The sequence below is a fragment of the Duganella vulcania genome (assembly GCF_009857655.1).
Classification (GTDB): domain Bacteria; phylum Pseudomonadota; class Gammaproteobacteria; order Burkholderiales; family Burkholderiaceae_D; genus Rugamonas; species Rugamonas vulcania.
Genome location: NZ_WWCX01000091.1, coordinates 1 through 26,331, shown reverse-complemented (window position 1 = coordinate 26,331; position 26,331 = coordinate 1). Strand labels below are relative to the sequence as shown.

Genomic DNA, 26,331 nt, shown 5'->3' with positions numbered 1-26,331 from the left:
CCGCCGCCAACGCGCTGGCGCTGGCCAACGCCCGCAAGGCGGTCGGCGCGGCGGCGGGCATCGCGGTGCACGTGGCGGGGCTGGACTGGCAAGCCATCGCCGATGAGCTCAACGCGCACGGCTACGCCATCGTCCCCGGCATGCTGACCGCCGACGAATGCGTCGCCATGGCCGCGCAGTACCGGCAGGCGTCGCTGTTCCGCAGCCGGGTGGTGATGTCGCAGCACGGCTTCGGCAGCGGCGAGTACCAGTACTTCCGCTACCCGCTGCCGTCGATGATCTCGGCGTTGCGACAATCGCTGTATGGCCCGCTGGCCGGCATCGCCAACCGCTGGCACGAGTTGATGGACATGGAAGCGCGCTTCCCGCCCGACCATGCCGACTTCCTGGCGCGCTGCCACGCCGCCGGCCAGCAGCGTCCGACGCCGCTGATGCTGCAATACGGCCCCGGCGACTACAACTGCCTGCACCAGGACCTGTACGGCGAACACGTGTTCCCGCTGCAGGCCGCGATTTTGCTAAGCCAGCCGGGCAAGGATTTCGAAGGTGGGGAATTCGTGCTGACCGAGCAGCGCCCGCGCATGCAGTCGCGGGTGGAGGTGGTGCCGCTCAAGCGCGGCGACATGGTGATCTTCCCGGTCAACCACCGGCCGGCGCAGGGCGCGCGCGGCGTCTACCGGGTGGCGATGCGGCATGGCGTGAGCCGGCTGCGCTCAGGCTCGCGCCACACGCTCGGATTGATTTTTCACGACGCCACCTGAACGCTCTTCTGCGTTTGATACAGGCGGGCGTAGATGCCGTGCTGCGCCAACAGCGTCTCATGGCTGCCGATTTCCGCGATGCGGCCGCCGTCCAGCACCACGATGCGGTCGGCGTTCTCGATGGTCGACAGGCGGTGCGCGATGACCACCGTGGTGCGGCCGCGCATCAGCACTTCCAATGCCGCCTGCACCAGCCGTTCGGATTCCGTATCGAGCGCGCTGGTGGCCTCGTCCAGGATCAGGATCGGCGCGTTCTTGTACAGCGCGCGCGCGATCGCCAGGCGCTGGCGCTGGCCGCCCGACAGGCGCAAGCCATTCTCGCCGACCGAAGTCTGGTAGCCGTCCGGCTGCCGCTCGATGAACTCGTGCGCATGGGCCGCGCGCGCCGCCGCCTCGATGCGCTCCATCGACGGCTCGGGATCGCCGTAGGCGATGTTGGCGGCCAGCGTATCGTTGAACAGCACCACATCCTGGCTGACCAGCGCGATCTGCCTGCGCAGCGAGGCCATGGTGTAGTCGCGCAGGTCGACGCCATCGAGCTTGATGCTGCCGGCGCCAACCTCGTAGAAGCGCGGCAGCAGGCCGGCCAGCGTGGTCTTGCCGCTGCCCGAGCTGCCCACCAGGGCCACCGTCTCGCCGGCGGCGATGTCGAGCGACACGTGGTCCAGCGCCGGCTTGGCGTCCGGGTCGGCGCTGTAGCGGAAGCTCACGTCCTCCAGCGCCAGGCGGCCGACCGCGCGGTCCACCGTGCGGGTGCCGGTGTCGGCCTCGGATTCGGTGTCGATCAGGCCGAACACCGATTCGGCGGCGGCCAGGCCGCGCTGCAATGGCTCGTTAATCTTGGTCAGGTTCTTGATCGGCGATTGCATCGCCATCAGCGACGACATGAAGGCCACGAACGCGCCCGGCGTCAGCGCGCCGGCGTGCGCGCGCAGCAGCGCGAAGTAGATCACCGACGACAGCGTGATCCCGATCAGCAGCATGATGATGCCGGAGTTGAGCGCCGACGTCGCCGCGTGCTTGACGGCCAGCTGGCGGTTGACCTTGACCACGCCGTCGAAGCGGGCCTGCTCGTACTTCTGGCCGCCGAAGATCTTCACCACGCGCTGGCCGCTGATGCTCTCGTCGAGCACATTGGTCAGGTCGCCCATGGCGGCCTGCGCGCTCTTGCTCAGGTGGCGCATGCGGCGCCCGGCGAAGGTGACGATGACGGCCACCAGCGGCAGCAGGCCAAGGCAGAACAGGGCCAGTTGCCAGTCGACGATGAACAACGTGGCCAGATAGCCAACGGCGGCGACCGAATCGCGCACCGCGACGTTCAACACGGTCAGCACGGCCTGCGCCACCTGGGCGGCGTCGAAGGCCACGCGCGAGAGCGTGGTGCCGGTGGACGATTGATCGAAATACCCGTTCGGCAGGCGCATGACGCGCGCGAACATCAGCTCGCGCAGGTTGGCCTGCACCCGGCTGCTGAGCCACGCGGCGCCGTATTCGGCCACGAAGCTGGAACACATGCGCATCACGGCCAGGCCCAGGATCACCGCCGGAATCGACCACAGCGCCGCGTTGGCCGGATCGTTGGGCAGCAGGCGGCCCAGCCATTGCTGCACCTCGGCCAGCAGCCCGCCGGCCGGGCGCGCGCCCAGGCTGTGCGTGGGGGCCAGCGCGTCAACCACGTTTTGCAATTGGCGGATCAACAACACATCGGCGGCGGCGGCCATGCCGACCGCGAACAGGGTGAGGGCGCCGAGCCACATGTAGGGACGGAACTGCTGGAGCAGGCGCAGGTAGAGTAATCGGCTGGACACGTGATGTGGTAATCGGGCTACAAAGACTGCATTGTAACCGGCTTGCCCCGCCCGGCATGCAAGGCCGCGCGTTGCGCAATCGAAACACCACAAGGGAAGGAAAACATTTACCTGGCCAGAAATTACTTTGGCGCAAAAGCGCGTGGACTAGAATTAATTTGCACAGCGATAGTTTCCTTCTGTACTTAGCCAGAGAGGTGATATGGATCTGCAATTGCTCTTTCCGCGACGGCGCCTGGCGTTGTTGCTCGCTGCGGCGGCGCTGGGCGGCGCGACGCTGACGGCGCGGGCCGAACTGGCCATCATCGTCAATCCACAAAACCCGGCCACCCGCATGTTCCCCTCGCAGGCCGCGCAGTTCTTCCTCGGCGGCTCGGTGCAGTTCATTCCGGTCGAGCAGGCCGAAGGCTCGCCGCTGCGCGCCGAGTTCTGCAAGAAGGTGCTGGAGAAGTCGCCGGCCCAGGTCGAGGCCATCTGGTCCAAGATCGTCTTCACCGGCAAGGGCAAGCCGCCCAAGGAATACAAGAGCAGTGCCGAGGTCAAGAAAGCGGTGGCGGACAACGTCAGCGCCATCGGCTACATCGAAAAATCGGCGGTGGACGACACCGTCAAGGTCGTGGCGATCGTCCCTTGACCCGCGTGTCCCCCTTACTGGAGTCTGCTCGATGAAAAAAACACTGATAGCGATGGCACTGGCCGCGCTGGCCGGCCTGGCCGGCGCCACCGACCTGACCGACGACGGCACGCTCAAGCTGACCGGCTTCTACAACCTGACCGGCGCGCGCGTGCTGAGCGGCAAGGCGCAAGGCAGCGGCGCGCCGTGGGATTACATGCAGTGGAAATGCCCCTGCACGGTGCAGAACTGGGAATACGCGGCGGTCTACGAACGCAGCGAGGGCTGGCAGGTCAACCAGGAGTCGCTGGTCGGCTTCCAGCTGAAGAAGGAGTTCTCGCCCACGCTGTCGGCCACGGCCCAGGTGGTGGTGCGCGCGCACAATCCCGGCCACGGCCTGACGCCGACGCTGGACTGGGCCTACCTGACCTGGCAGCCGGCCGCCGATTCGGCCTGGACCTTCCAGGCCGGCCAGTTCCGCATTCCGCTGTACTACTACAGCGACTACCTGTACATCGGCTACGCCTACCCGTGGGTGCGGCCGGCGCCGGACGTCTATGGCTGGCCGATCTACGCCTACCAGGGCGCCAACGCCAGCTACCGCACGCAACTGGGCCAGTCCGACTGGGCCGCCACCTTCCACATGTGGGCCGGCGGCTACACCCAGCACAACGACACCTACGACACCAAAATTTACTATGCCACGCCGACCCACGAATCGTGGAAGAGCATGGTGGGCGGCTATGTGTCGGCCAACAACGGCATCTTCGACGTGCGCGCCATGCTGATGCACTACAAGGACACCACCTGGCAGGACACGCCGGCGGGCCGGGTCTCCTTCGTCGACGGCCAGAGCACGCGCATCGCCGGGCTGTCGGCCAACGTCGACTACAAGAACTGGCTGGTCAAGTCCGAGCTGGACCGCTACGAGCAGGTCGACGCCGGCAAGGGGCTCAACAACGTCTACAAGTACGCGCTGGTCGGCGTCGGCTACCAGTACGAGGCGTGGACGCCGATGTACACCTTCTCGCGCTACACCACCGTCAACGAGCCGATCGAGGCGCGCAACACGCAGTACCTGTCGCTGCGCTGGGACTTCCGCAAGAACACCGCGCTGAAGGTGCAGTACGACGTCAGCAAGGACAAGTCGCACTACAGCTACCCGTTCTTCGGCGATTCGCGCCTGTTGTCGGTCTCGCTGCAGGGCGTGTTCTAGACGTTGTATTTGGCGGGTTGTGCGCTACACTCTGTTCTTGCTTCCGAATGGAGAGTATCGATGCGCACAAACCTGTTTTCGCCCGTCCCGCTGGCCGCCGCCGTCAGCCTGGCCCTGTCCGCCGTCCTGCCGCTGGCGCGGGCCGACACCATCATCGACCACGCCAACGGCTATACGCTGAACGCGGCCGGCACCCTGCAGCGATTCACCTCGCTCGCCTTCGATGACCTGGGCCGCATTGTCGCGGTGGGCGGCGAGCGCGAAACGGCGCTGCGGCTGCCCAAGGCGGAGCATATCGACGCGCAGGGCAAGACCCTGCTGCCAGGCCTGATCGACGCCCACGGCCACGTGTTCGAGCTGGGCGAGATCGCCTCCGGCGTGGAGCTGTTCAGCGCCACCTCGCTGTCTGGCGCGGTGAAGACGGTGGCGGAGTTCGGCCGCACGCATCCCAAGCGCGCCTGGCTGGTGGGCTTCGGCTGGAACCAGGAAGTGTGGAAGCTGGGCCGCTTCCCGACCGCCGCCGAGCTCGATGCGGTGGTGGGCGACCGTCCGGTGCTGCTGCACCGGGTCGACGGCCACGCCATCTGGGTCAACACCAAGGCGCTGGAAATGGCCGGCATCACCAAGGAGACGCCGGACCCGAAAGGCGGCCGCATCGAGCGCGACGCCTCCGGCAAGCCTAGCGGCGTGCTGGTGGACGCCGCCATGGAGCTGGTCGACAAGGTGGTGCCGCTGCCGACGCCGGTGGAGGCGCGCGCCAGGCTCGATGGCGCACTGGCGGCGCTGGCCAAGGTCGGCCTGACCAGCGTGCACGACGCCGGTATCCGCGTGGTGCAGGACGACCTGTATCGCGACTATGCGGACCACGGCAAGCTCACCACCCGCGTGTACGCGATGATCGGCGACACCACGGCCGATTTCGACGAGCTCTCCAGGGAAGGGCCGCTCAAATCCTACGGCAACGACGTGTACGCGCTGGCGGCGGTCAAGCTGTACGCGGACGGCGCGCTGGGCAGCCGGGGGGCGGCCCTGCTGGCGCCGTACAGCGACATGCCGTCGACCAGCGGCCTGCTGTTCTATCCGAACGCGGAAATGCTGGCCAAGATGAACAAGGCCATGAAGGCCGGCTATCAGGTCAATATCCACGCCATCGGCGACGCCGGCAACCGCCAGATCCTCGACGCCTACGCGCAGCTGATCCCGAAATACAACAACGTCGAACTGCGCCACCGCATCGAGCACGCGCAGGTGGTGGCGCTGGAGGACATCCCGCGCTTCAAGGCGCTGGGCATCATCCCGTCGATGCAGCCGACGCATGCGACCTCGGACCAGAACATGGCCGAGCAGCGCGTGGGACATGAGCGCATCAAGGGCGCGTATGCGTGGCGCACTTTCCTCGACCAGGGTTCGCGGATCGCGTGCGGCTCGGACTTCCCGGTGGAGTCGCCGAATCCGTTCGAAGGCTTGCACGCGGCGGTGACGCGGCAGAACAATGCCGGCGTGCCGGCGGGCGGCTGGTACAAGAACCAGGCGATGACGCTGACCGAAGCGTTCCGCTGCTTCACCTTGGACGCGGCCTACGCGGCGCACCAGGAAAACGTGATCGGCACGCTGGAGCCGGGCAAGTGGGCCGACTTCATCCTGATCGACCGCGACCTGTTCAAGGTGCCGGCCGAGCAGATCGGCAAGACGCAGGTGCTGCAGACCTGGATGGGCGGCAAGCGGGTGTATAAGAGGGAGAAGCGGCAGGATTAATCGTCGGCGTGCTGCTTCAGCCATTGCTGGCCCTCCGGGGTTAGCCGGTAGCGCTGGCTCCTACTGCGCGGTGCGTCGGGCTGGGTCATCTCCACCAGTCCCGCTGCGATTGCTGGTAGCAGGTATGTCTTGCGGAAGTGTTTGCTGTCCTTCAGTCCCAGCGCCTCTTGAAGTTGCTGGCGCGCCGATTCCGCCACCAGCAGGTTGAGGATGCTTCGAACTTCAGGGGTAACTTGGGGGGTAACATGGGGGGTAACATGGGGGGTAACTTCCGGGGTGGACTTCTCAACGGGCCATTGCGCCAGCGGGTGAACCGGTAGCCGGACCAAGCACCCGCTGCGATCATCATCGGTATCAAACTGCGGCGGTGGAGAGCCGTTCGCTGCCATGGCCTTCAAAATCTTCGGCACGCCGGTGGAGCGGCCCTCGGTCAGGCCAAGTTCCTTCAGGAATTCTCCGATGCGTCTATTCCGGTAGCGGTGGCATGCAGCATGTCCGGTGACCCAATCTGCCAATTTTATCGACCGGTCCGGACCTGGATAGCTGAGCACCAGTATTTCATTGCGCATGATGCGTACCTCGATCGGCTCCCGCTCCTGATACGAGCGATGGTAGACCGCGTTGACCACCGCTTCTTCGATGGCCGCGTAGGGGAAATTCCATACACGGGTCGCCTCCGCCCGATCGGGGTGCTTGAGTACCGTCTGGTGCAGATAGTTGCGCTCGATGTAGCTTAAGGCATCGCGAGTAATGCGCGCCAAAGGGCCTTTGAATATCTTTTCATCGAAGTGATCGTCGCCTGGGCCACCCTGGAACCAGACCACGTCGATTTGCGTGTACGGGAAAAACTTGTCTGGCGACTCGCTGAAGAACATCAAGCCGACATTCTTGGGGCAAGGACATTCGCTGGGACCGTCCACCACGTTCATCTGGCGGCCAAGGTCTTCGATGGAAAGCTCGTTCGCATAGTCCGCCAGCGCGCTGCCTACCTCTTGAAGATAGGCCAGCATCAAAGGCTTGGAGAGATCGCTCACCTGCGCCTGCCGTGCCATTCGGTCGTCGAACGGCACGTTGGCGGTCAGGCTCAACAGCTCCTGCTCGCAATCGCCCCGCGCCTCGACGGTGCTGCTGTAACGGCGGATGTAGTAGTGCCACGTCTTATGCCTGGACGACACCGAGGACGGCGCCTTGTACGGACGGTGCATGCCGCCCGGCGCATGCAATACGATCAGCTTGCGCTCGTCGACCTCGCAAATCGTCAGGCTAGGGAAGTAGGGCGGCCGTATCTGCTGGCATGCAGCCAGCAATTCCCGCTGGATTTTGTCGATCTGACTCTCGGCCAGCCCCGCAGGCGGCGCGACCGGCCGGCCGCTGGCGTCGCAATCCTGGCCGATGATGACGTAGCCGCCCCCGAGGTTTTCAAAGTCGTTGGCGAAGGCGCAGAGGGTGCGGATAATCGCGTCGGGATTCCACGCTGCCTTGTATTCAATGCGCTCGCTTTCCACCGTGCGGTGGCGCAACAGATTCTGCAGGTTGATCGGCAGGGCAACCATATTGAGGCTCCGTGTGAGCGTGCGCCGGCGAATGCTGGCAAGATATCAAGCAAGGACTGCAAAGACTGATGACATATTTGACAAGCTCAGGAACAATTCGTTCCCTCCGATCCGCTTAAAAATTGATTGACTTGGTTGTATATACAACTTATCCTTTGAGGATTCGCTGGCTGTGCGCGTGTTGTTGCGCGCGTGGCCGGTCCCACTCACTCAGGAGCAGGAGCCACCATGACGACCCATTTAGACAGCGATCCACGTTTCGACGCCAGCCGCGAAATCCGCGCACCACGCGGACCGGAGCGCACCTGTAAAAATTGGGGCGCCGAGGCGGCCTACCGCATGATCCAGAATAATCTGGACAAGGAAGTGGCGGAGAATCCCAAGCACCTGGTGGTCTACGGCGGCATCGGCCGCGCAGCCCGCAACTGGGAGTGCTACGACCAGATCCTGGCTTCGCTGCGCGAGCTGGAAGACAATCAAACCCTGTTGATCCAGTCCGGCAAACCGGTCGGCGTGTTCGAAACCCACGCGGACGCGCCGCGCGTGCTGATCGCGAATTCCAACCTGGTGCCGAAGTGGGCCAACTGGGAACACTTCAATGAACTGGACCGCAAAGGCCTGTTCATGTACGGCCAGATGACGGCCGGCTCGTGGATCTACATCGGCACGCAGGGCATCGTGCAGGGCACCTTCGAGACCTTCGCCGAGGCGGGCCGCCAGCATTTCGGCGGCGACCTCAAAGGCCGCTGGGTGCTGACCGCTGGCCTGGGCGGCATGGGCGGCGCACAGCCGCTGGCCGCGACCATGGCCGGCGCGGTGTCGCTGACCATCGAGTGCCAGCAGAGCAGCATCGACTTCCGCCTGCGCACCCGCTACCTGGACAAGCAGGCCGCCAGCATCGACGAGGCGCTGGAGATGATCAAGCTGCACAAGGCCAATGGCGACGCCATCTCCATCGGCCTGCTGGGCAACGCGGCCGACGTGCTGCCGGAACTGGTGCGCCGCGCGAAGGCCGGCGGCATCGTGCCGGACATCGTCACCGACCAGACCTCGGCCCATGACCTGATCAACGGCTACCTGCCGCAAGGCTGGAGCGTGGACCAGTGGAAGGCAGCGCAGCACGACGCCGCGCGCCACGAGGAACTGAAAGCCGCCGCCACCGCCTCCTGCGCGGTGCACGTGCAGGCGATGCTGGACTTCCAGGCGCTGGGCGCCAAGGTGGTCGACTACGGCAACAACATCCGCCAGGTGGCGTTCGACCATGGCGTCAGGAACGCCTTCGATTTCCCCGGCTTCGTGCCGGCGTATATCCGTCCGCAGTTCTGCGAAGGCCGCGGTCCGTTCCGCTGGGTGGCGCTGTCCGGCGATCCGGAGGACATCTACAAGACCGACGCCAAGATCAAGGAGCTGTTCCCGCACCACGCGCAGGTGCACCGCTGGCTGGACATGGCGCGCGAACGCATCGCCTTCCAGGGCCTGCCGGCGCGTATCTGCTGGCTGGGACTGGGCGAGCGCCACATCGCCGGCCTGGCATTCAACGAAATGGTGCGCAACGGCGAGCTGAAAGCGCCGGTCGTCATCGGCCGCGACCACCTGGACACCGGCTCCGTCGCCAGCCCCAACCGCGAGACCGAAAGCATGAAGGACGGCACCGACGCCGTCTCCGATTGGCCGCTGCTGAACGCATTGCTCAACACCGCCGGCGGCGCGACCTGGGTGTCGCTGCACCACGGCGGCGGCGTGGGCATGGGCTATTCGCAGCACTCCGGCGTGGTGATCGTGGCCGACGGCACCGACGCCGCCGCCAAGCGCCTGGCGCGCGTGCTGGTCAACGACAGCGGTTCGGGCGTGATGCGTCACGCCGATGCTGGGTACGAGACGGCCATCGCCTGCGCCAAGCGCAACGGCCTCAATCTGCCAATGATCAAATAATCCGAGAGTACCTATGAAACCAAATGCACTGACCCTGAAACCGGGCGCGATGACCCTGACCGAACTGCGCGCCGTATGGACCGCGGCCGGCCCGCTGTCGCTGGCCGCCGAAGCCTACCCTGTCATCGAAGCATCCGCCGCCGCCGTGCGCGCCATCGTCGCCAAGGGTGACGCGGCCTACGGCATCAACACCGGCTTCGGCCTGCTGGCCAAGACCCGCATCCCGGACGACAAGCTGGAACAGCTGCAGCGCAACCTGATCCTGTCGCACTCGGTGGGCACCGGCGAACTGCTGTCCGACGCGGTCTGCCGCCTGATCCTGCTGATGAAGATCGGCAGCCTGGCGCGCGGCTATTCGGGCGTGCGTCCGCTGATCATCGACACGCTGATCGCGCTGTACAACGCCGGCATCATGCCGGCCATTCCGGCCAAGGGTTCGGTCGGCGCCTCGGGCGACCTGGCGCCGCTGTCGCACATGACGCTGGCGATGCTGGGCGTGGGCGAAGTGCGCGTCAACGGTGAGCTGATGCAGGCCGCCGACGCGCTCAAGGCCGCCAACATCGCACCGGTGGTGCTGGCCGCGAAAGAGGGCCTGGCGCTGATCAACGGCACCCAGGTCTCGACCGCGCTGGCGCTGCATGGCCTGTTCATGGCCGAGCGCCTGCTGGAAGCGGGCATGGTATCGGGCGCGCTGTCGCTGGACGCGGCCAAGGGTTCCGACTCGCCGTTCGACGCCCGCGTGCACGAGGTGCGCGGCCAGCCGGGCCAGATCGCCGCCGCGTCGATCTACCGTCAACTGGTGAGCAACAGCGCTATCCGCGCCTCGCACCTGGTCGGCGACGAACGCGTGCAAGACCCGTACTGCCTGCGCTGCCAGCCGCAGGTGATGGGCGCCTGCTGGGACATCATCGGCAACGCCGCCCGCACGCTGCTGATCGAAGCCAACGCCGTCACCGATAATCCGCTGCTGTTCAAGGACGGCGAGCTGTCGGTGGTGGTCTCGGGCGGTAACTTCCACGCCGAGCCGGTGGCCTTCGCGGCCGACACGCTGGCGCTGGCCATCGCCGAAATCGGCGCGATTTCCGAGCGCCGCATCGCGCTGCTGATCGACGCCACCTTGTCCGGCCTGCCGCCGTTCCTGGTGCGCGAGCCGGGCGTGAACTCCGGCTTCATGATCGCCCACGTCACCGCCGCCGCGCTGGCGTCGGAGAACAAGTCGCTGGCCCATCCCGGCAGCGTCGATTCGATCCCGACCTCGGCCAACCAGGAAGACCACGTCAGCATGGCGACCTACGCGGCGCGCCGCCTGGAAGATATGGCGCACAATACCGCTGTGATCATCGGTATCGAGCTGCTGGCGGCGGCGCAGGGCATCGACTTCCACCGTCCGCTGAAAACCTCGCCGCACCTGGAGCACGTGCATGCGCAGCTGCGCCAAAAGGTGCCGTTCTTCGACGCCGACCGCTTCTTCGCGCCGGACATCGAGGCGGCCAAGGGCATGGTCATGCGCGGCGAGTTGAGCGCGTCGTGCAAGGGTTTGTTCACGGCCCTGCATCCATAAGAGGAGGCGTCATGGACTATCAGTTCAAAGCAGGCAGTATTCCCTTGCTGGTGTCCATGCCGCACGTGGGCACCGATATCCCGGACGACGTGGCGGCCGCGATGACGCCGGCCGCCGTCGACAAGCAGGATACCGACTGGCACCTGGTGCGCTTGTACGAGTTCCTTGGCGAGATGGGGGCGTCGACGCTGTCGGCGCGCTGGTCGCGCTACGTCATCGATTTGAACCGGCCGCCGGAAAACACCAACCTGTATCCGGGCCAGGATACGACCGGCCTGTGCCCGGTCGACACCTTCCATCGCGAGCCGCTGTACCGCGAAGGCCATGCGCCAAGCGAGGCGGAGGTGCAGCGCCGCCTGGCGGCCTACTGGAAGCCGTATCACGATCAACTGCGCGCCGAGCTGGATCGCCTGCTGGCGCTGCACGGCCGCGTGGTGCTGTGGGACGCGCATTCGATCGCCTCGGTGGTGCCGCGCTTCTTCGAAGGCAAGCTGCCGGACCTGAACTTCGGCACGGCCGACGGCAAGAGCTGCGCGCCCGGCCTGAGCGACGCCATCGTGTCGCGTGCGCTGGCGCAGGAGCGCTACAGCGTGGCCGTCAACGGCCGCTTCAAGGGCGGGCATATCACCCGCCATTACGGCCAGCCGGCCAACAACGTGCACGCGATCCAGCTGGAGATGTGCCAGTCCACGTATATGGATGAGGAAGCGCCCTACGGCTACCGCGAGGACCTTGCCCAGCACGTGCAAGGGCTGCTGCGGCAGATGACGCAAGCAGCCGCCGACTGGAGCCGCGCATGAACCGGCTGTACGCGCGCAACGCCTTGCTGCCGAAGGGCTGGGGCAAGGATGTTCTGGTCGAGTGGGATACGAACGGCACCATCGTCCGCGTCGACACCGGCGTGGCCGTGCCGGCCGGCGCGCAGCTGATCGCGCCGGTGGTGGAGTACGCGCTGCCCGGCATGATCAATCTGCATTCGCACAGCTTCCAGCGGGCGCTGGGCGGGCGCACGGAAAAGGCCGGAGAAACCAAGGACAGCTTCTGGACCTGGCGCGACCTGATGTACCGCTTCGCGCGCAACATCACGCCCGCGCACATCGAGGCCATCGCGGCACAGCTGTTCTCCGAGTGCCTGCGCCACGGCTACACGTCGATGTGCGAGTTCCATTACGTGCAGCGCGCGCCGGACGGCGCCATGTATCCGCGGCCGGCCGAAACGGCGGAGCGCGTCATCGCGGCCGCACGTTTGGCGGGAATCGGCATCACCATGCTGCCGGTGTTGTATAGTTATTCCGGCTTTGGCGAAAGCGCCTTGAAGCCGGAGCAACAGCGCTTCAAGACCGATGCACAGGATGTGCTGCGCATCGTCGAGGCGCTGGAGCCCCTGCGCGATGCGCGGACCGAGGTGGGCGTGGCGCCGCATTCGCTGCGCGCGGCGTCGGTGGCGCAGATGAACGAGGTGCTGGCGACGCTGCCGGGCGAGCGTCCGGTGCACATCCACATCGCGGAGCAGACGCAGGAAGTGCAGCAATCGCTGGACTGGAGCGGCAGCCGCCCGGTGCAGTGGCTGCTGGACCAGGTGGACGTGAATGAACGCTGGTGCCTGATCCACGCCACGCATCTGGTGCGCGGCGAGGTGGAGCGGATGGCGCGGAGCGGCGCGGTGGCGGGACTGTGCCCGACCACGGAGGCCAATCTGGGCGACGGCCTGTTCCCGTTGGAGGCGTTCCTGGCGGAGGGTGGCCGGTTCGGCATCGGCAGCGACAGCCATATTTCGCAGAGCGCGGTGGAGGAACTGCGCTGGCTGGAATACGGCCAGCGCCTGCAGCACCAGCGCCGCAATATCGCGGTGTCGGCCGGGGAGCGCAACGTTGGCGACTTCCTCTGGCAGGGCGCCTTGCAGGGCGGCGCGCAGGCCAGCGGCAGGCCGGTGGGCGCGTTGGCGCCGGGCCGCCGCGCCGATATGATCGTGCTGGACGACCAGCACCCGAACCTGTACGGATTGGCGCTGGACGAGGTACTCGGCAGCTTCGTCTTCTGCGGCAATGACAACCTGGTCAAGGACGTGATGGTCGGCGGCCAGTGGGTAGTTCGCAATCAGCAGCACGTTGCGCAGCAGGCGATCGCTGCGCGCTTCAAGCAGACCTTGGCCGAACTGAGGGAGTTCCGATGACCCAGCTAATCCAGTATGCAAGCCTGCGGCCCGCGCCGTGGAAGAACGGCGGCGGCAGCACGACGGAAATCGCCGTCTTTCCCGCCAGTGCCGGCTTCGATGAATTCGACTGGCGCGTCAGCCTGGCGACCATCTCGCAAAGCGGCCCTTTCTCCTGCTTCCCCGGCATCGACCGTTCGCTGGCGCTGGTCGACGGCGACGGCGTGCTGCTGGATTTCGGCGACGAGCGTTTTGTGCTCAGCCCCAGCGAGCCGCTGATCGAATTCGACGGCGAGGCGGCGGTGCACGCCACCGTCACCGGCAGCCTGACCACCGATTTCAATGTGATGACGCGGCGCGGCCGCTGCCGCCACCGGCTGGAGCCGCGCGTGGTGCGCGGCGTCGAGCCGCTTGAGCGCCGCAGCGCCACCACGCTGCTGTTCCTGGCCGACGGCGAGAGCCTGACCGTGAGCAGCTCGCGCGAGCGCATCGCCATGGTGCGCTACGACCTGCTGGTGATGGAGGCGGAGGAGCTGTGGTCGATGGAGGCCCAGCAGGCGACGGTGTTCGTGGTCGACATCATCAACAATTAAAGAAAGTAGCAAGCATGTGGGATGTGTTGTTTACGAACGTGCACCTGGCCACTATGGCCACGGCAGCCGATGGCTATGGTGAAATCCGCGACGCCGCCATCGCCGTCAAGGATGGCAGGATCGCGTGGCTGGGGCCCCGGGCCGAACTGCCGCAAGGCGCGCTGGCCGTCACCGTGCACGATGGCGGCGGCTGCTGGCTGACGCCGGGCCTGATCGACTGCCACACCCACATCGTCCACGCGGGCAACCGCAGCGACGAATTCGAGGCCCGTCTCAACGGCGCCACCTACGAGGACATCGCGCGCGCCGGCGGCGGCATCATGTCCACCGTGCGCGCCACCCGCGCCGCATCGGAGGACGAACTGCTGCGCCAAAGCCTGCCGCGCGTGTGCAGCCTGCTGGCCGAAGGCGTGACCACGCTGGAAATCAAGTCCGGCTACGGCCTGACGCTGGAATCGGAAGCGAACATGCTGCGCGTGGCGCGCCGCATCGGCCGCCAGCTGCCGGTCAGCGTCGCCGCCACCTTCCTCGGCGCGCACGCCTTGCCGCCGGAGTTCGCGGGCCGCGCCGACGACTACATCACCGAAGTATGTGCGATGATCGCGCCGCTGGCGGCCGAAGGACTGGTCGACGCGGTGGACGCCTTCTGCGAACGGATCGGCTTCTCGCGCGAGCAGACGGAGCGCGTGTTCCAGGCGGCGCGTGCGCAGGGCCTGCCGGTCAAGCTGCATGCGGAGCAGCTGTCCGACCAGCGCGGCGCCGAGCTGGTGGCGCGCTACCACGGCCTGTCCGCCGACCATCTCGAACACCTGACCGACGCCGGTATCGCCGCGATGGCCGCCGCAGGCACGGTGGCGGTGCTGCTGCCCGGCGCCTACTACTTCCTGCGCGATACCACGCCGCCGCCGGTGGCCGCGTTGCGCGCGGCTGGCGTGCCGATGGCGGCGGCCACCGACTGCAATCCCGGCACTTCGCCGATGACGTCCCTGCTGCTGGCGATGAACATGGTCTGCACCTTATGGCGACTGACGCCGCTGGAGGCGCTGGCCGGCTGCACGCTGCACGCGGCGCGCGCGCTCGGCCGCGAGCAGCAGATCGGCAGCCTGGAAGCGGGCAAGCGCGCCGACTTCGCGCTGTGGCGCATCGCCCGGCCGGCGGACCTGTCGTATGCCATCGGCCTCAATCCCTGCCGGGGCGTGGTCAATGGCGGCGTGTTGCGTTCACCGCAGGTTTAGAGGGAGGCCTCGGGAAATTCTGTTTCGTTAGTTGTTGTTTCGGTTACAGTACCGGATGCCTCTTCCAACGTAACAGGATCCCCATGTTTGTCATGAATTCCCTCCGCGCCGCCGTCCTGCTGACGCTCGGCGCGCAGGCGCTGGCCCAGGAGCCGGTGCCGCCCACGCCCGTTCCCCATGCGCCGGAAGTCCCGGTGGTCGCCACCACGCCTTTGCAGCCGGCTACCGCGCCGGCGCCTGCCGCGGCAGCAGCCGCCGCCCCCAGGCCGTTCGCGGACCTGGTGCGCGGCGCGGCGCACCTGCAGGGCTTCCTGAACCTGTACCAGAAAGAGGAAAAAGTCTGGATCGAGCTGCGGCCCGACCAGTTCGACCGTCCCATCTTCATGACTGTGAACATGCCGAACGGGATAGGCGAGCGCGGTATCTACGGCAGCCAGATGGGCATTAGCCAGGTGGTGGTGTTCCACCGCCTCGGCAACCTGGTGCAGATGATCGCCAAGAATACCGGGTACGGCGCCAAGGCCGGCACGCCGCAGGCGCTGGCGGTATCGCAGGGGTTCTCCGACAGCCTGGTGGCGATCGCGCCGGTGGCCAGCGGGCCGAATCCGCAGAACCGCGCGATCCTGGTGGAGGCGAACATCCTGCTGTTCGGCGATATCCCAAGTTTTACGACGCGGCTGGAGGCGGCCTTCCGCATGCCGTATGCGATGGACGTGCGCAACAGCAGCTTCCTGACCATCCGCTCCGACGAGACCATGACCGGCTTCCAGGTCAACGCGCACTTCTTCGTGCCGCGCATCGCGGCGCCGCCGGCGGTGATGCCGGCCACGCCGGTGCCGATCCCCATGCCGCCGACCACGCTGCCGGACCCGCGCAGCATGTTCCTGGGCTTCTACTACAGCTTCATGCCGCTGCCGGCGCAGCCCATGCATGGCCGCGTCGCGGACGACCGCGTCGGCCATTTCGTGAGCACGACCTACGACTATTCGGACGACGTGACGCCGACCACCTCGCGCCACGTCATCCAGCGCTGGCGCCTGGAGAAGCAGGACCCGGCGCAGGCGCTGTCGGAACCGAAGCAGCCCATCGTTTACTGGCTGGACGCGAACATCCCGGAGAAGTACCGCGAGTCGGTCAGACAGGGCATCCTGGCGTGGAACGATGCGTTCGAACGCATCGGCTTCAGGAACGCCATCGTGGTCAAGCAGCAGACCGAGAAGGACCGCTTCGATACGATGGATGCACGGCATGCGTCGGTGCGCTGGTTCGTCGGCAAGGACGTCGGCTTTGCCGTCGGGCCGACGCAGGTCGATCCGCGCAGCGGCGAGATCCTCGATGCCCACGTCGGCATGTCCGACATCTTCGCGCGCGGCGCGCGCCGCCTGATCGGCGAGGACGTCATGTCCACACAGGAGCCGTTGGCGATGCCCGGGCAGGAGGCGCGCTGCGACTACATGCAGGAATCGGCGTCCGAGATGGGCTTCGCCATGGGCCTGCTGGAGGCGCGCGGCGAACTGGAAATGGGCAGCCCCGAGGCGGACGCGGTGGCGCAAGCCTATGTGCGCTCGATGGTGATGCACGAGATCGGACACACGCTGGGCCTGCGCCACAATTTCCGCTCGTCGACCATCTACAGCTTGAAGCAGTTGCAGGATCCCGAGTTCACGAAGAAGAACGGCCTGACCGGATCGGTGATGGACTACACGCCGTTCAACCTGTCGCTGAAGGGTGAAAAGCAGGGCGAGTACGTGACGTCGACGCTGGGCCCTTACGATTACTGGGCCATCGAGTACGCCTACAAGCCGATCGAGCCGGCGCAGGAGAAGGCGGAGCTGGAGAAGATCGCCGGGCGCTCCAACGAACCGCTGCTGGCCTTCGGCACCGACCAGGATGCGGGCGGTTTCAACTCCGATCCGGACGTGAACGTGTTCGACCTGGGCAGCGATCCGCTGGCCTACTTCCAGCGCCGCCTGACGATCTCGCGCGAGCTGTGGGACCGTCTGCAAAGCCGCACGCTGAAGCCCGGCGAGAGTTATGAAACGCTGCGCCGCAGTTTCGACTACGGCTTCGAGCAGTTCGCGCGCACCCTGCCGGTGGTGGTGAAGTACGTGGGCGGCGTGACCTACCTGCGCGATCACGCGGGCACGGGCCGCGCCACCTTCACGCCGGTGCCGCTCCAGCGCCAGCGGGCGGCCTTGCAGATGCTGACCACCAGCTTGTTCAAGTCGGACAGCTTCCAGTTCTCGCCGGCGATGATCAGCCGCCTGGGCCCCGACCATTTCGAAGGGCGCGGACGGGCCGACGTCTCGGTCAGCGGCCGCGTGCTGACCTTGCAGGCCGGCGCGCTGGACCAGCTGATGTCCGACGCGGTGGCCGTGCGCCTGCTCGATTCGCAGGAGAAGCTGGACGACCGCAAGCAGGCGCTGAGCCTCGACGAGTTGTACACCACCGTGCAGGATGCGGTGTGGAGCGAGCTGAAAACCGGCAAGGACATCAACGGCATGCGCCGCAACCTGCAACGCGAGCATCTGAAGCGCGTGACGACGATACTGCTGCGCGCATCGCCGCTCACGCCGGCCGACGCCCGCAGCCTGCAGCGCGAGAACGCGCTGGCGCTGCAACGCGATATCCGCGCCGCGATGGGCAAGCCGATGAGCCGCGAGGCCAAGGCCCACCTGTCGGAATCGTACGAGACGCTGAGCCAGGCCTTGAAGGCGGCCATGTTGCGCGCGGGCGCTTGATGGTAAGCTCTCTGGATTGACCATCATTTCGGAGAGCGTGTGCAAGGACGATTGCTTGTTTGGCTGGCCCTGTTGTTCGGCGGCGCGGCGTGTGCCGCAGCGCCGGGCGACACGCTGCACGTGGGCTCGAAGCGCTTCACCGAGTCCTACATCCTGGGCGAGGTGCTGACGCAGACGGCCGCACAGGCCGTGCCGCACGCCAGGGTCGAGCATCTGCAAGGCCTGGGCAATACCGCCATCGTCCTGGCGGCCCTGCAGGCCGGCCGCATCGACGTCTATCCCGAGTACCTCGGCACCATCGACCTGGAGATCCTCAAGCACGCGCAGCCCGCGCCACTGGAGCAGATCCGCCGCGAGCTGGCGGCCATGGGGCTGGGCGTGGCGGTGCCGCTGGGCTTCAACAACACCTACGCGCTGGCGGTGCGCGGCGGCGCCGACGGCGTGACGAAACTCAGCGAGCTGGCGGCGCAGCCGGCGCTGCGTTTCGGCCTGTCGCACGAATTCATCGGCCGCGCGGACGGCTGGCCGGGGCTGTCCAAGCGCTACGGCCTGCCGCAGCGGCCGGAGGGCCTGGACCACGGCATCGCCTACGAGGCCCTGATGCAGCGCCAGGTCGACGTGATCGACATCTACTCCACCGACGCCAAGATCCGCCAGTACGGCCTGCGCGTGCTGGACGACGACCGCGCCTACTTCCCGCGCTACGACGCGATGCTGTTGTACCGGCTCGATGCGCCGGCGCGCTTTCCTGAAGCGTGGAAGGCGATCGCGCAACTGGAGGGCCGCATCAGCGCCACCGACATGATCGCGATGAACGCCGCCGCCGAAATCGACGGCCAGAGTTTCGCCAACGTGGCGCGCGGCTGGCTGGCGGCGCACCAGCCGCAGGCCGCCGGCGCCGGCAAGGCCGCGCAGGCGCCGTTGGTGCGCGATGGCCTGCTGGCCAAGATCTTCGACAAGAACCTGTGGCCGCTGACGCGCCAGCATCTGACGCTGGTGCTGGCGGCGGTGCTGCTGGCGTGCGTGGTCGGCATTCCGCTGGGCGTGCTGGCGGCGGCGTTTCCGCGCCTGCGGCAGGTGGTGCTGGGCTTGACGGGCGTGCTGCAGACGGTGCCCTCGCTGGCCTTGCTGGCGCTGCTGATTCCCTTGCTGGGCATGATAGGCACGGTGCCGGCGCTGGCGGCGCTGGTGGTGTACGCGCTGCTGCCCATCGTGCGCAACACCTGCACCGGCTTGTTGCAGGTGCCGGCCGGCTTGCGGCTGGCGGCGCAGGCGCTGGGCCTGCGGCCGATGCAGCGGCTGGTGCATATCGAATTGCCGCTGGCCTTGCCGGTGATTTTGGCCGGCGTGAAAACGGCGGCGGTGATGAGCGTGGGGACGGCGACCATCGCCGCCTTCATCGGCGCCGGCGGCTACGGTGAGCGCATCACCATCGGCCTGGCGCTGAACGATAACGACATGCTGCTGGCCGGCGCGATCCCGGCGGCGCTGCTGGCCTTGCTGACGCAGGCCGCGTTCGAACTGCTGGAGCGGCTGGCCAGCCGCGCGCCGTCACAGCGAGTGTAGCTTGGAGCGCAGCAGCACCATCTCCTTGTGCAGCAGTCGCTCGGCGTGGAAATCGTTCTCGCGCTGGGCGGCGATGGCCTCCAGCGCGCGCGTGTAGCGCTCCAGCCGGGCGCGCAGCCAGGCTTTGTAGACGGTGTTGACTAAGGGCGGCAATTTCGGCATGGCGGTCTCCTGCGAATGAAGGTCGACATTCATTCTGCAAGCTTGATGCCGCCAGGCCTTGTGCGATATCAAGCGCCTTGAGACATGTGCGTCAGCGCGTCGCCGGTGACGCGGCAGATGCGCCATTCCGGCAGCAGCGAGGCGCCCATGCTTTCGTACAGCTTGATGGCGTTGCTGTTCCAGTCCAGCACCGACCATTCGAAGCGGCCGCAGTCGCGTTCCACCGCCAGCTGCGCCAGCGCCACCAGCATCTGCTTGCCGTAGCCCTTGCCGCGCCGGCTCTGCTTGACGTACAAGTCCTCCAGGTACAGGCCCTTCTTGCACAGGAAGGTGGAGAAGTTGTGGAAGAACAGCGCGAAGGTGACGACCTCGCCGTCGGCCTCGCCGACCAGCGCTTCGCACACCGGCTTGTCGCAGAACAGGCTGTCGTGCAGCATGGCCTCGTTGGCGACGACCATGTGTTCGAGTTTTTCAAACACGGCCAGTTCGTAAATCATGCCGAAAATCGCGGCGACGTCTGCCGGCTGGGCCGGGCGTATGGTCAGGTCGGAGGTAGTCATCAGGCTTCCACGGTGCTTTCTTTAAGGACGGGGGTATCGGGTTGCAGCGCCCAGGCGACGCTGGACAGGCACAGTATCATGCCGGCCCATTCCAGCGCGCCGGGACGGAAATGTTCCAGCTGGATCGACAGCAGCACGGAGATCACGGGCGTGACCACGCCGATGTACACGGCCTTGTGCGAGCCGATGCGGTGGATCAGCGTGAAGTAGGCGGCGAAGGCGATCACCGAGCCGAACAGTGACAGGTACAGCAGTCCGCCCCAGTAGGGCAGGCCGGACGGCATGCTGAACGACTGGCCGCTGACCACCACCCACAGCGCCACCAGCAGGCTGCCCCACAGCATCGACCAGGCCATGGTCAGCAGCACGTTGGACGATTGCTCGCGCACCTTGATCACGACCACGTTGCCGACCGAGCTGGCGATGGTGGCGGTCAGCGCCAGGCCGAGGCCGAGCAGGAAGTGACCATTGCCGCCGGACAGGATCTCGCTCCAGGCGCCGCGGATCGACTGGAAGAACAGCAGCGACACACCGCAGATGGCCAGCGCGCCGGCGGCCCAGGTGCGCCAGCGCAGCGGCGTGCCGAAGGCCAGGTGGTTGAGGATGGGATTCCAGAACACCATCAGCGCGAACAGCACGGCGACCAGGCCGGAGACCAGGTACTGCTCGGAGGAGTAGGTGCAGATGTAGCTCAGGCCGAAGGTGGCGCAGCCTTGCAGGAACATCCAGCGCTGGGTGCGCCACGGCATCAGCAGCTTGTCGCCGCGCACCAGGCACCAGGCGAACAGCACCGCCGCCGACAGCGCGAAGCGGTACACGACGGACACGGCGGGCGCGACCTCGCCCAGTTGCAGCGTGATGGCGAAGAAAGTGGAGCCCCAGATCAGGCAGGCAATGGCGAACAGGAGTGGAGAGGACATCGGACGAGTATAGCCGCCCGCGCCATTCCTTGCCTAGCGGCTATGATTTTGTTGCGACGCAACAGCGTGGCAACTAATTTGTTTCCGCTGTGTAAATTTTGAGCATTTTGTTGAAAATGCAAGTAAGATGGAATCACACATCACACACGGGAGGGCGGCATGAGCACCGCGCTGCAGATCAAGGTTGTCGGCTTGTTGGGCTATGTCGCGGTCAGCACCGCGCTGGTGCTGATGCTGGCCGGCGACGACATGCAGAGCGCCGCCCAGACGCTGTTCGCCTTCGCCGGTTTTCATTAGTACGCCAGCTTCAGCCTGCGGTACAAAAAGCCCAGCACAAACAGCGGCCCGATCAGCAGGAAGCGCAGGTCGTCGAAGAACGACGGTTTCTTGCCTTCGATCTTGTGGCCGATGAACTGGCCTATCCACGCCAGCACGAAGATCGCCAGCGACAGCGGCAGGATGGCCTTGTCCGGCAGGGCGGCCAGCAGGGCCAGCATCAGCGTGGACATCATCAGCATGCCCACCGCGAACGGTTTCGACAGCTTGAAGTAGTAGACCAGCGAGGCCAGCGTGACCGCCACCGCCAGCAGCGGATGCGCGGCCCATAGCAGGCCCAGCAGCGTGAAGACGATGATGGGCACGCAGATGAAGTGGATCACTTCGTTGGTGGGATTGAGATGGCTCTCGCTGTACTTGGCCAGTAGGGTATCGATGGTGCGCGCTTGCGTCATGGGTGTCTCCCGGTTTTTTAGTACGGTCGTGCCGTCGGCAAATTCTACACCCGAATCGCGGCGTGGCAACGCTTGGGTACAATGCGGCCATGGCCAACGATACCGATTTGATCCTCCCCGCACTGACCGGCCTGGCGCCGGTGATCGACGCCCGCACGCGCATCCTGGTGCTGGGCAGCTTTCCCGGCGCCGCCTCGCTGGCGGCGCAGCAGTACTATGCGCATCCGCGCAATCTGCTGTGGCCGATTCTGTCGGCGCTGACGGGCGAACCGCTGGCGCAACTGCCTTACGACGAACGCCTGCCGCGCCTGCTGGCGCACGGCTTCGGCCTGTGGGATGTGCTGGGCGCCTGTGAGCGCGAGGGCAGCCTCGACTCGGCCATCCGCAAGCCCGCCGCCAACGACTTCGCCCGCCTGCGCGAGCTGTGCCCGCTGTTGGAAACGGTGGGCTTCAACGGCCAGACGTCCGGCAAGTTCGCGCCGCAGTTCGCGGCGCAGGGTTATCGCACCGTGGTGCTGCCCTCAACTTCGCCCGCACACGCCTCGCTTACATTGGCGCAGAAATTGGAGAGGTGGCGCCTGTTAATTGATGGGTTGAACGGCCAAGCGTAAGCCCATGGCGCTCAGAACGGTGCGCAATGTTGTCAGCGACGGAGTACGATTTTCCGACACGGCGTGGTGGTTATGCTGGGATTGGCGTCGGATTGGCGGGCGACTTCCTGTATGTCGCCGAATGCATTGCTCAGATAGCCAATTCCTGAATACCGTCCCGTACAGGCTTGTGATCGCCAGGTAGTCCTGCTTCCAGGCGCACGACACGGCGCAGGACCTTTCTCGCTTTGACGGATGGCCTGCGCTGGAGCGTGCCCGCCAGCGCCAAGGCCCCGGCAGTCCTGGCGCCTGCGGTTCAATGGGCGAAGATACGAAATTCAGTGGCTTTGGCCACCGGACGTACCTGATTCCGCTCGCGTTTCAGTTCCACGATGCCGTAGTTGGACATCGTCTTCAATGTGCGCGACAGATTGGGCCGTTACATAGCCGCTCATCAGCGCGACCGCCCAGTCCTCGCGGCCGTTGGCGCGGGCCAGTTCGGCCATGGCGCGGTGGTCGTAGGGGACGGTCAGCAGTTGCGCGTGCCAGCGCTGTCCGCGCTGCTCGACGATGGCGTAGCGGGCGTCGGGGGAGCCGGTTTCGACGACGTGCGGATAGGGATGGTCGTCGCGGTAGGCCGGCTGGCCGACGCTGCCGGGATTGACGATCAGCTGTCCGCGCGCGCCGCGCACGCTGCGCGCCACGTGCGTGTGGCCGCAGGCGATCAGGCCGGCCTCGATCCGGCCCAGGCGCTGTTCGATCTCGGCGGCGCCGGCGTGGCGCTCGGCCGTTTCCAGCAGGCCGGTGATGTCGCTGGCCGGCGTGCCGTGGCACAGGAAGACCTCGTCGCTCCATTGCAGCGCGGGCCGCAGCGTGGCGATCCAGGCCAGTTCGCGCGCCGTCAGCTGCGCGTGGGCGTAGGCGTCGGCCGCGCCGGAGCCGGGGTGCAGTTCAAGGATCTGCCGCTCGTGGTTGCCGGCCAGGTGGGTCCAGGCCCGCGCCATCAGGAAGCGCGCGGTCTCCAGCGGCAGCAGCGGGCCGGACAGGCTGTCGCCCAGGTTGACCACCGCGTCCACGCCCTGGCGGACGATGTCGGCCGCCACCGCTTCCAGCGCGGCCAGGTTGCCGTGGATGTCGGAGACGATGGCGATGCGCATGGCGCTCACTCCTTGAACGTGGCCAGCAAGCCGGCGGTGTCGACGATGGCGGCGTATTCGCCATCGAGGTTGGACAGTGTCATCCAGTGTACATCGTCGGCGCGGCGTGGCGCGCCCGCAGCGGCGCCGGCCATTCCTTGTTGCATGTCAATGATGATCAATGCCCGCATGATGTTTCCTTGTGTAAAAACAACCTCCCGCCGGGGCCGCCGTGCCATGCGGCTTGCCTTGCCGGGGGCGCGTGGTTATGCTTGCCTTAAATATACTTTCTTTTAACACAGTTTTACCGGGGTATCGATCGCAGTTCAACCTAGCTGGGGAAAACATGGACAATCAAAAAATCGCCATCATCGGACTGGGCCGTATCGGTTCGGCCTTCTTGCGCAATATGCTGGGCCGCCGCGAGCGCGGCGTGGAGTTGGTGGCGGTGGCCGAAAGCGGCGACACGCCGGGCCGCCAGTTGGCGCTGGACGCCGGCCTGGCGGTGCGCACGCTGGACCAGATCGTCGCCCTGGGCGACGGCGTCGACATCCTGTTCGACCTGACCGGCATCCCGGCCGTGCGGCGCGAGATCCGCGAAAAATTGATGGCGATGGGCAACCACCACACGGTGATCGCCTCGGAAACCATCGCCCGCCTGATCTGGGCCATGACCACCGACGACGACCTGCCGGTGATCGCCGGCCGCAGCACCGGCTACTGAGCCGTCACGGCCCCACCGGCACGATGGTGGCCACGCCGTCGTCGGTGATGCCGATCAGGATGGTGCCGTCGCCCGACACCGCCAGCTGGCGCGGCAGCAACTGCTTGCCGCTGCCGGCCAGCTTGAACTGGTTCAGCAGCTTGCCGCTGGTGTCGTACATCCACACATCGCTGGTGGCGGTCTTGACCGCGGCGCCGCAATAGATGCGGCCGTCGCTGCCCAGCTTGACATTGTTGGGCGTGCCGTCGCCGGCCGCCAGGTAGCCCAGCACCCCCAGGTCGACCGGATTGAGAATGCTGCACAGCTTGGGTGTGCTGCTGGCGGTGTAGATGCGCGTGCCGTCCGGGCTGACCGCGATGTCCTGGCCCAGCGTGCCGGTGTTGGCGTGGCTGGCGGCCGCGATCCGGGCCGGGTACAGGGTGCCGCCGTTGAGCGCGCTGTAATCGACGCTGAGCGTGGTGATCTGCACGGTGGCGCTGTTTTCCTGCTGCTGCAGCAGGTTCTTGCCGTCGGCGCTGGCGGCCAGCGGGCCGCCGCCGCTGAGCGGCAGCGTGAGGCGGCCGCCATTCGAGGTCAGGTAGGCCGCGCCGGTGCTGAGCACCAGCATTTCCACGCCGTTCGGCCGGATCACCTTGAGGCGGGTGGCGGCGTCGGCGTCGACCGGCAACTGGCTCACCACCGCCAGGGTGTTGAGGTCGATCGTGGCCAGCGTGCGGCTGCTCAGGTTCAGCAGGAACAGGTAGTCGCCGTTGGCGCTGGTGGTCATGTCGCCCAGGCTGGCGCCCAGGCCGGTGATCGAGCCGGCCTTCTGGCCGCTGTAGAGATTGTAGATGTCGACGTAGGCGCCGCCGTTGTGCACGTAGGCGTAGGGCCGGATCGGGTCGGTGATCACGTGGTTGTAGGTGAGCACCGTGCTGACGTTGGTCACCGGCGTGTGCGTGCCCTTCCACATGGCCACGCGGATCGGCTCGGGCGCGCTGGCGTCGGCGTCGAGCGGGGTCAGCGTGACGGTGGCGATGTTCAGCGTGTCCGTGCCCAGCGGCGTCGGGTCGGCCGTCACGGTCAGCTTGTTGCCGCTGACGCCGGCCACCAGCCACGGCTGGCTGGAGGCGGCGCTCATGCCGCCGAAGCTGCCGTAGTTGTCCTGCACGGTCAGGGTGCGGCTCAGGCGGGTCCAGCCCGGCGAGCCGCTGAGGGCCACCCCGGTCTCGGATGGCAGCAGCTTGTGCCTGTCGCGGTTGATGTTGAGCAGCACCGGCGCCACCACCTGGTCGCCGTTGACGCGGGCGGTGGCGTTGACCAGCGCCGAGCTGGCGCCGACCGGCGCGCCGATCGGCAGCGCCTTGAAGGCGGTCTTGCTGCCGGCCTGGTTGACGCTGCCGCTGGCGACGGTGGCGCTGGCCCAGGCCGGCAGCGTGCCCAGCGTCCACGGCCAGGAATTGGTGGAGGTGTTCAGGCTCAGCGTCACGCTCGGGGTGGCGCTGAAGTCGCGGCCGTAGGTGCCGCCCAGCGTGATGCTGTTGACCGAGGCGCTCAGCGTGGCCGGCGTCAGGTTGAGCGTGACCGGCAGCTCGCGCGCCGGCAGGCCGGTGGCGCTGAGCGTGACGCTGCTGTTGTAGCTGGCGCTGGCCAACGCGCCGACGGTGGGATCGACCGTCAGCACGGCGGTGGCCGGCGTCTTGCCGCTGGTCGGTGAGATGCGCAGCCAAGGGGCGTTGGCGACCGCGCTCCAGCTGGCGCTGCTCTTGTCGTCGGTGTCGAGCGGGATCACCTGGGTGGCGATCGGCGCGCCATTGACGGCGTTGAAGACGACGCCGTTGGCGGTGACCAGGCCGCTCGGCTGCACCGACAGCGTGGCCGTCAGCGTGGCGCTCTGGCCGTCGCTGGCCAGCACGGTCAGCGTGGTGCTGTACTCGCCCACGGCCAGGCCGGCCGGGTCGAAGACGGCGCTGAGCGTGCCGCTGCCGCTGCCGCTGGCCGGCGTGGCCTTGAGCCAGGCCGCGCCGCTGCTGGCGCTCCAGG

The 26,331-nt window shown here is 66.6% G+C and carries 24 protein-coding genes; 15 read left to right on the top strand and 9 right to left on the bottom strand.

All coding sequences use genetic code 11. The features are described 5' to 3' along the window. The first annotated feature begins 20 nt into the window (after positions 1-20). A complete protein-coding gene (locus tag GTP90_RS28950) occupies positions 21-761 on the top strand; it encodes a 2OG-Fe(II) oxygenase (protein ID WP_371875143.1) in 741 nt (246 codons plus the stop codon). Here the strand turns inward: GTP90_RS28950 and msbA are convergent. After that, positions 746-2,569, bottom strand: coding sequence for a lipid A export permease/ATP-binding protein MsbA (msbA, locus tag GTP90_RS28945; protein WP_161086756.1), 1,824 nt, complete (start codon positions 2,567-2,569; stop codon positions 746-748). The genes GTP90_RS28950 and msbA overlap by 16 nt on opposite strands. Positions 2,570-2,771: 202 nt before the next feature. On the opposite strand from msbA, the gene GTP90_RS28940 reads away from it, so the two are divergent. From GTP90_RS28940 to GTP90_RS28930, 3 genes are read left to right on the top strand one after another with little or no spacing between them, the layout of a single operon-like run. Then, positions 2,772-3,203 carry a type 2 periplasmic-binding domain-containing protein gene (locus tag GTP90_RS28940; protein ID WP_161086755.1) on the top strand — a complete coding sequence of 144 codons (432 nt, stop codon included), beginning with the start codon at positions 2,772-2,774 and terminating at the stop codon, positions 3,201-3,203. Positions 3,204-3,234: 31 nt separating this feature from the next. After that, the gene (locus tag GTP90_RS28935) at positions 3,235-4,398 is read left to right on the top strand and encodes a hypothetical protein (protein WP_161086754.1); all 1,164 of its coding nucleotides are present in this window, start codon (positions 3,235-3,237) and stop codon (positions 4,396-4,398) included. A gap of 60 nt (positions 4,399-4,458) precedes the next feature. After that, a complete protein-coding gene (locus GTP90_RS28930) occupies positions 4,459-6,153 on the top strand; it encodes an amidohydrolase (RefSeq protein ID WP_161086753.1) in 1,695 nt (564 codons plus the stop codon). Here GTP90_RS28930 and GTP90_RS28925 read toward each other — a convergent pair. Beyond that, positions 6,150-7,706, bottom strand: a complete 1,557-nt coding sequence (locus GTP90_RS28925) for an RNA/DNA-binding domain-containing protein (RefSeq protein WP_161086752.1) — start codon at positions 7,704-7,706, stop codon at positions 6,150-6,152. The genes GTP90_RS28930 and GTP90_RS28925 overlap by 4 nt on opposite strands. Positions 7,707-7,934: 228 nt before the next feature. Here GTP90_RS28925 and hutU point away from each other — a divergent pair, with 228 nt between their 5' ends. From hutU to GTP90_RS28885, 8 genes are all read left to right on the top strand, one after another. Beyond that, positions 7,935-9,638, top strand: a complete 1,704-nt coding sequence (hutU, locus tag GTP90_RS28920) for a urocanate hydratase (RefSeq protein WP_161086751.1) — start codon at positions 7,935-7,937, stop codon at positions 9,636-9,638. A 13-nt stretch (positions 9,639-9,651) separates the two neighbouring features. After that, positions 9,652-11,199 (top strand): histidine ammonia-lyase, encoded by a 1,548-nt coding sequence (gene hutH, locus GTP90_RS28915; protein WP_161086750.1) that lies wholly within the window; start codon positions 9,652-9,654, stop codon positions 11,197-11,199. Positions 11,200-11,210: 11 nt separating this feature from the next. Further along, positions 11,211-11,999 carry an N-formylglutamate deformylase gene (gene hutG / locus GTP90_RS28910; protein ID WP_161086749.1) on the top strand — a complete coding sequence of 263 codons (789 nt, stop codon included), beginning with the start codon at positions 11,211-11,213 and terminating at the stop codon, positions 11,997-11,999. Next, complete coding sequence (locus GTP90_RS28905; protein WP_161086748.1) at positions 11,996-13,372, top strand: formimidoylglutamate deiminase; 1,377 nt, start codon at positions 11,996-11,998, stop codon at positions 13,370-13,372. The genes hutG and GTP90_RS28905 overlap by 4 nt, the downstream gene beginning before the upstream one ends. Next, positions 13,369-13,944, top strand: coding sequence for a HutD/Ves family protein (locus GTP90_RS28900; RefSeq protein ID WP_161086747.1), 576 nt, complete (start codon positions 13,369-13,371; stop codon positions 13,942-13,944). The genes GTP90_RS28905 and GTP90_RS28900 overlap by 4 nt, the downstream gene beginning before the upstream one ends. A gap of 14 nt (positions 13,945-13,958) precedes the next feature. Beyond that, the gene (gene hutI, locus GTP90_RS28895) at positions 13,959-15,179 is read left to right on the top strand and encodes an imidazolonepropionase (RefSeq protein ID WP_161086746.1); all 1,221 of its coding nucleotides are present in this window, start codon (positions 13,959-13,961) and stop codon (positions 15,177-15,179) included. Positions 15,180-15,271: 92 nt separating this feature from the next. Next, positions 15,272-17,920 (top strand): zinc-dependent metalloprotease, encoded by a 2,649-nt coding sequence (locus tag GTP90_RS28890; protein WP_254452102.1) that lies wholly within the window; start codon positions 15,272-15,274, stop codon positions 17,918-17,920. 39 nt (positions 17,921-17,959) lie between these two features. Beyond that, a complete protein-coding gene (locus GTP90_RS28885) occupies positions 17,960-19,486 on the top strand; it encodes a glycine betaine ABC transporter substrate-binding protein (RefSeq protein WP_161086744.1) in 1,527 nt (508 codons plus the stop codon). On the opposite strand, the gene GTP90_RS36510 is transcribed toward GTP90_RS28885, so the two are convergent. The 3 genes from GTP90_RS36510 to GTP90_RS28875 all read right to left on the bottom strand — a co-directional run bounded on the left by GTP90_RS36510 (position 19,472) and on the right by GTP90_RS28875 (position 21,128). Continuing rightward, a complete protein-coding gene (locus GTP90_RS36510; protein ID WP_175048274.1) occupies positions 19,472-19,648 on the bottom strand; it encodes a hypothetical protein in 177 nt (58 codons plus the stop codon). The two genes, GTP90_RS28885 and GTP90_RS36510, sit on opposite strands and share 15 nt — an antisense overlap. A 68-nt stretch (positions 19,649-19,716) precedes the next feature. Continuing rightward, the gene (locus tag GTP90_RS28880) at positions 19,717-20,208 is read right to left on the bottom strand and encodes a GNAT family N-acetyltransferase (RefSeq protein WP_161086743.1); all 492 of its coding nucleotides are present in this window, start codon (positions 20,206-20,208) and stop codon (positions 19,717-19,719) included. Continuing rightward, entirely contained in the window at positions 20,208-21,128 is a 921-nt protein-coding gene (locus GTP90_RS28875; RefSeq protein WP_161086742.1) for a DMT family transporter, read from the bottom strand. The genes GTP90_RS28880 and GTP90_RS28875 overlap by 1 nt, the downstream gene beginning before the upstream one ends. A 159-nt stretch (positions 21,129-21,287) precedes the next feature. Between GTP90_RS28875 and GTP90_RS36505 the strand changes: the two genes are divergently transcribed. Continuing rightward, entirely contained in the window at positions 21,288-21,425 is a 138-nt protein-coding gene (locus GTP90_RS36505; RefSeq protein ID WP_175048273.1) for a hypothetical protein, read from the top strand. On the opposite strand, the gene GTP90_RS28870 is transcribed toward GTP90_RS36505, so the two are convergent. Next, positions 21,422-21,859, bottom strand: a complete 438-nt coding sequence (locus GTP90_RS28870) for an Mpo1 family 2-hydroxy fatty acid dioxygenase (protein WP_161086741.1) — start codon at positions 21,857-21,859, stop codon at positions 21,422-21,424. The genes GTP90_RS36505 and GTP90_RS28870 overlap by 4 nt on opposite strands. Before the next feature lie 89 nt (positions 21,860-21,948). On the opposite strand from GTP90_RS28870, the gene GTP90_RS28865 reads away from it, so the two are divergent. Then, on the top strand, positions 21,949-22,470 hold the full coding sequence (locus GTP90_RS28865; protein WP_161086740.1) for a DNA-deoxyinosine glycosylase: 522 nt from the start codon (positions 21,949-21,951) through the stop codon (positions 22,468-22,470). 317 nt (positions 22,471-22,787) lie between these two features. Here GTP90_RS28865 and GTP90_RS28860 read toward each other — a convergent pair whose 3' ends face one another. Together GTP90_RS28860 and GTP90_RS28855 are read right to left on the bottom strand one after the other, a co-directional pair. Next, a complete protein-coding gene (locus tag GTP90_RS28860; RefSeq protein ID WP_161086739.1) occupies positions 22,788-23,606 on the bottom strand; it encodes a metallophosphoesterase family protein in 819 nt (272 codons plus the stop codon). Positions 23,607-23,611: 5 nt separating this feature from the next. Then, a complete protein-coding gene (locus tag GTP90_RS28855; RefSeq protein ID WP_175048272.1) occupies positions 23,612-23,776 on the bottom strand; it encodes a hypothetical protein in 165 nt (54 codons plus the stop codon). Between the two features lie 155 nt (positions 23,777-23,931). Here GTP90_RS28855 and GTP90_RS28850 point away from each other — a divergent pair, with 155 nt between their 5' ends. Further along, on the top strand, positions 23,932-24,309 hold the full coding sequence (locus GTP90_RS28850) for a Rossmann-fold NAD(P)-binding domain-containing protein (RefSeq protein ID WP_117013911.1): 378 nt from the start codon (positions 23,932-23,934) through the stop codon (positions 24,307-24,309). A 4-nt stretch (positions 24,310-24,313) separates the two neighbouring features. Here the strand turns inward: GTP90_RS28850 and GTP90_RS28845 are convergent. Continuing rightward, the coding region (locus tag GTP90_RS28845; protein WP_161086738.1) for a BACON domain-containing protein at positions 24,314-26,331 on the bottom strand (2,018 nt) is incomplete at its 5' end.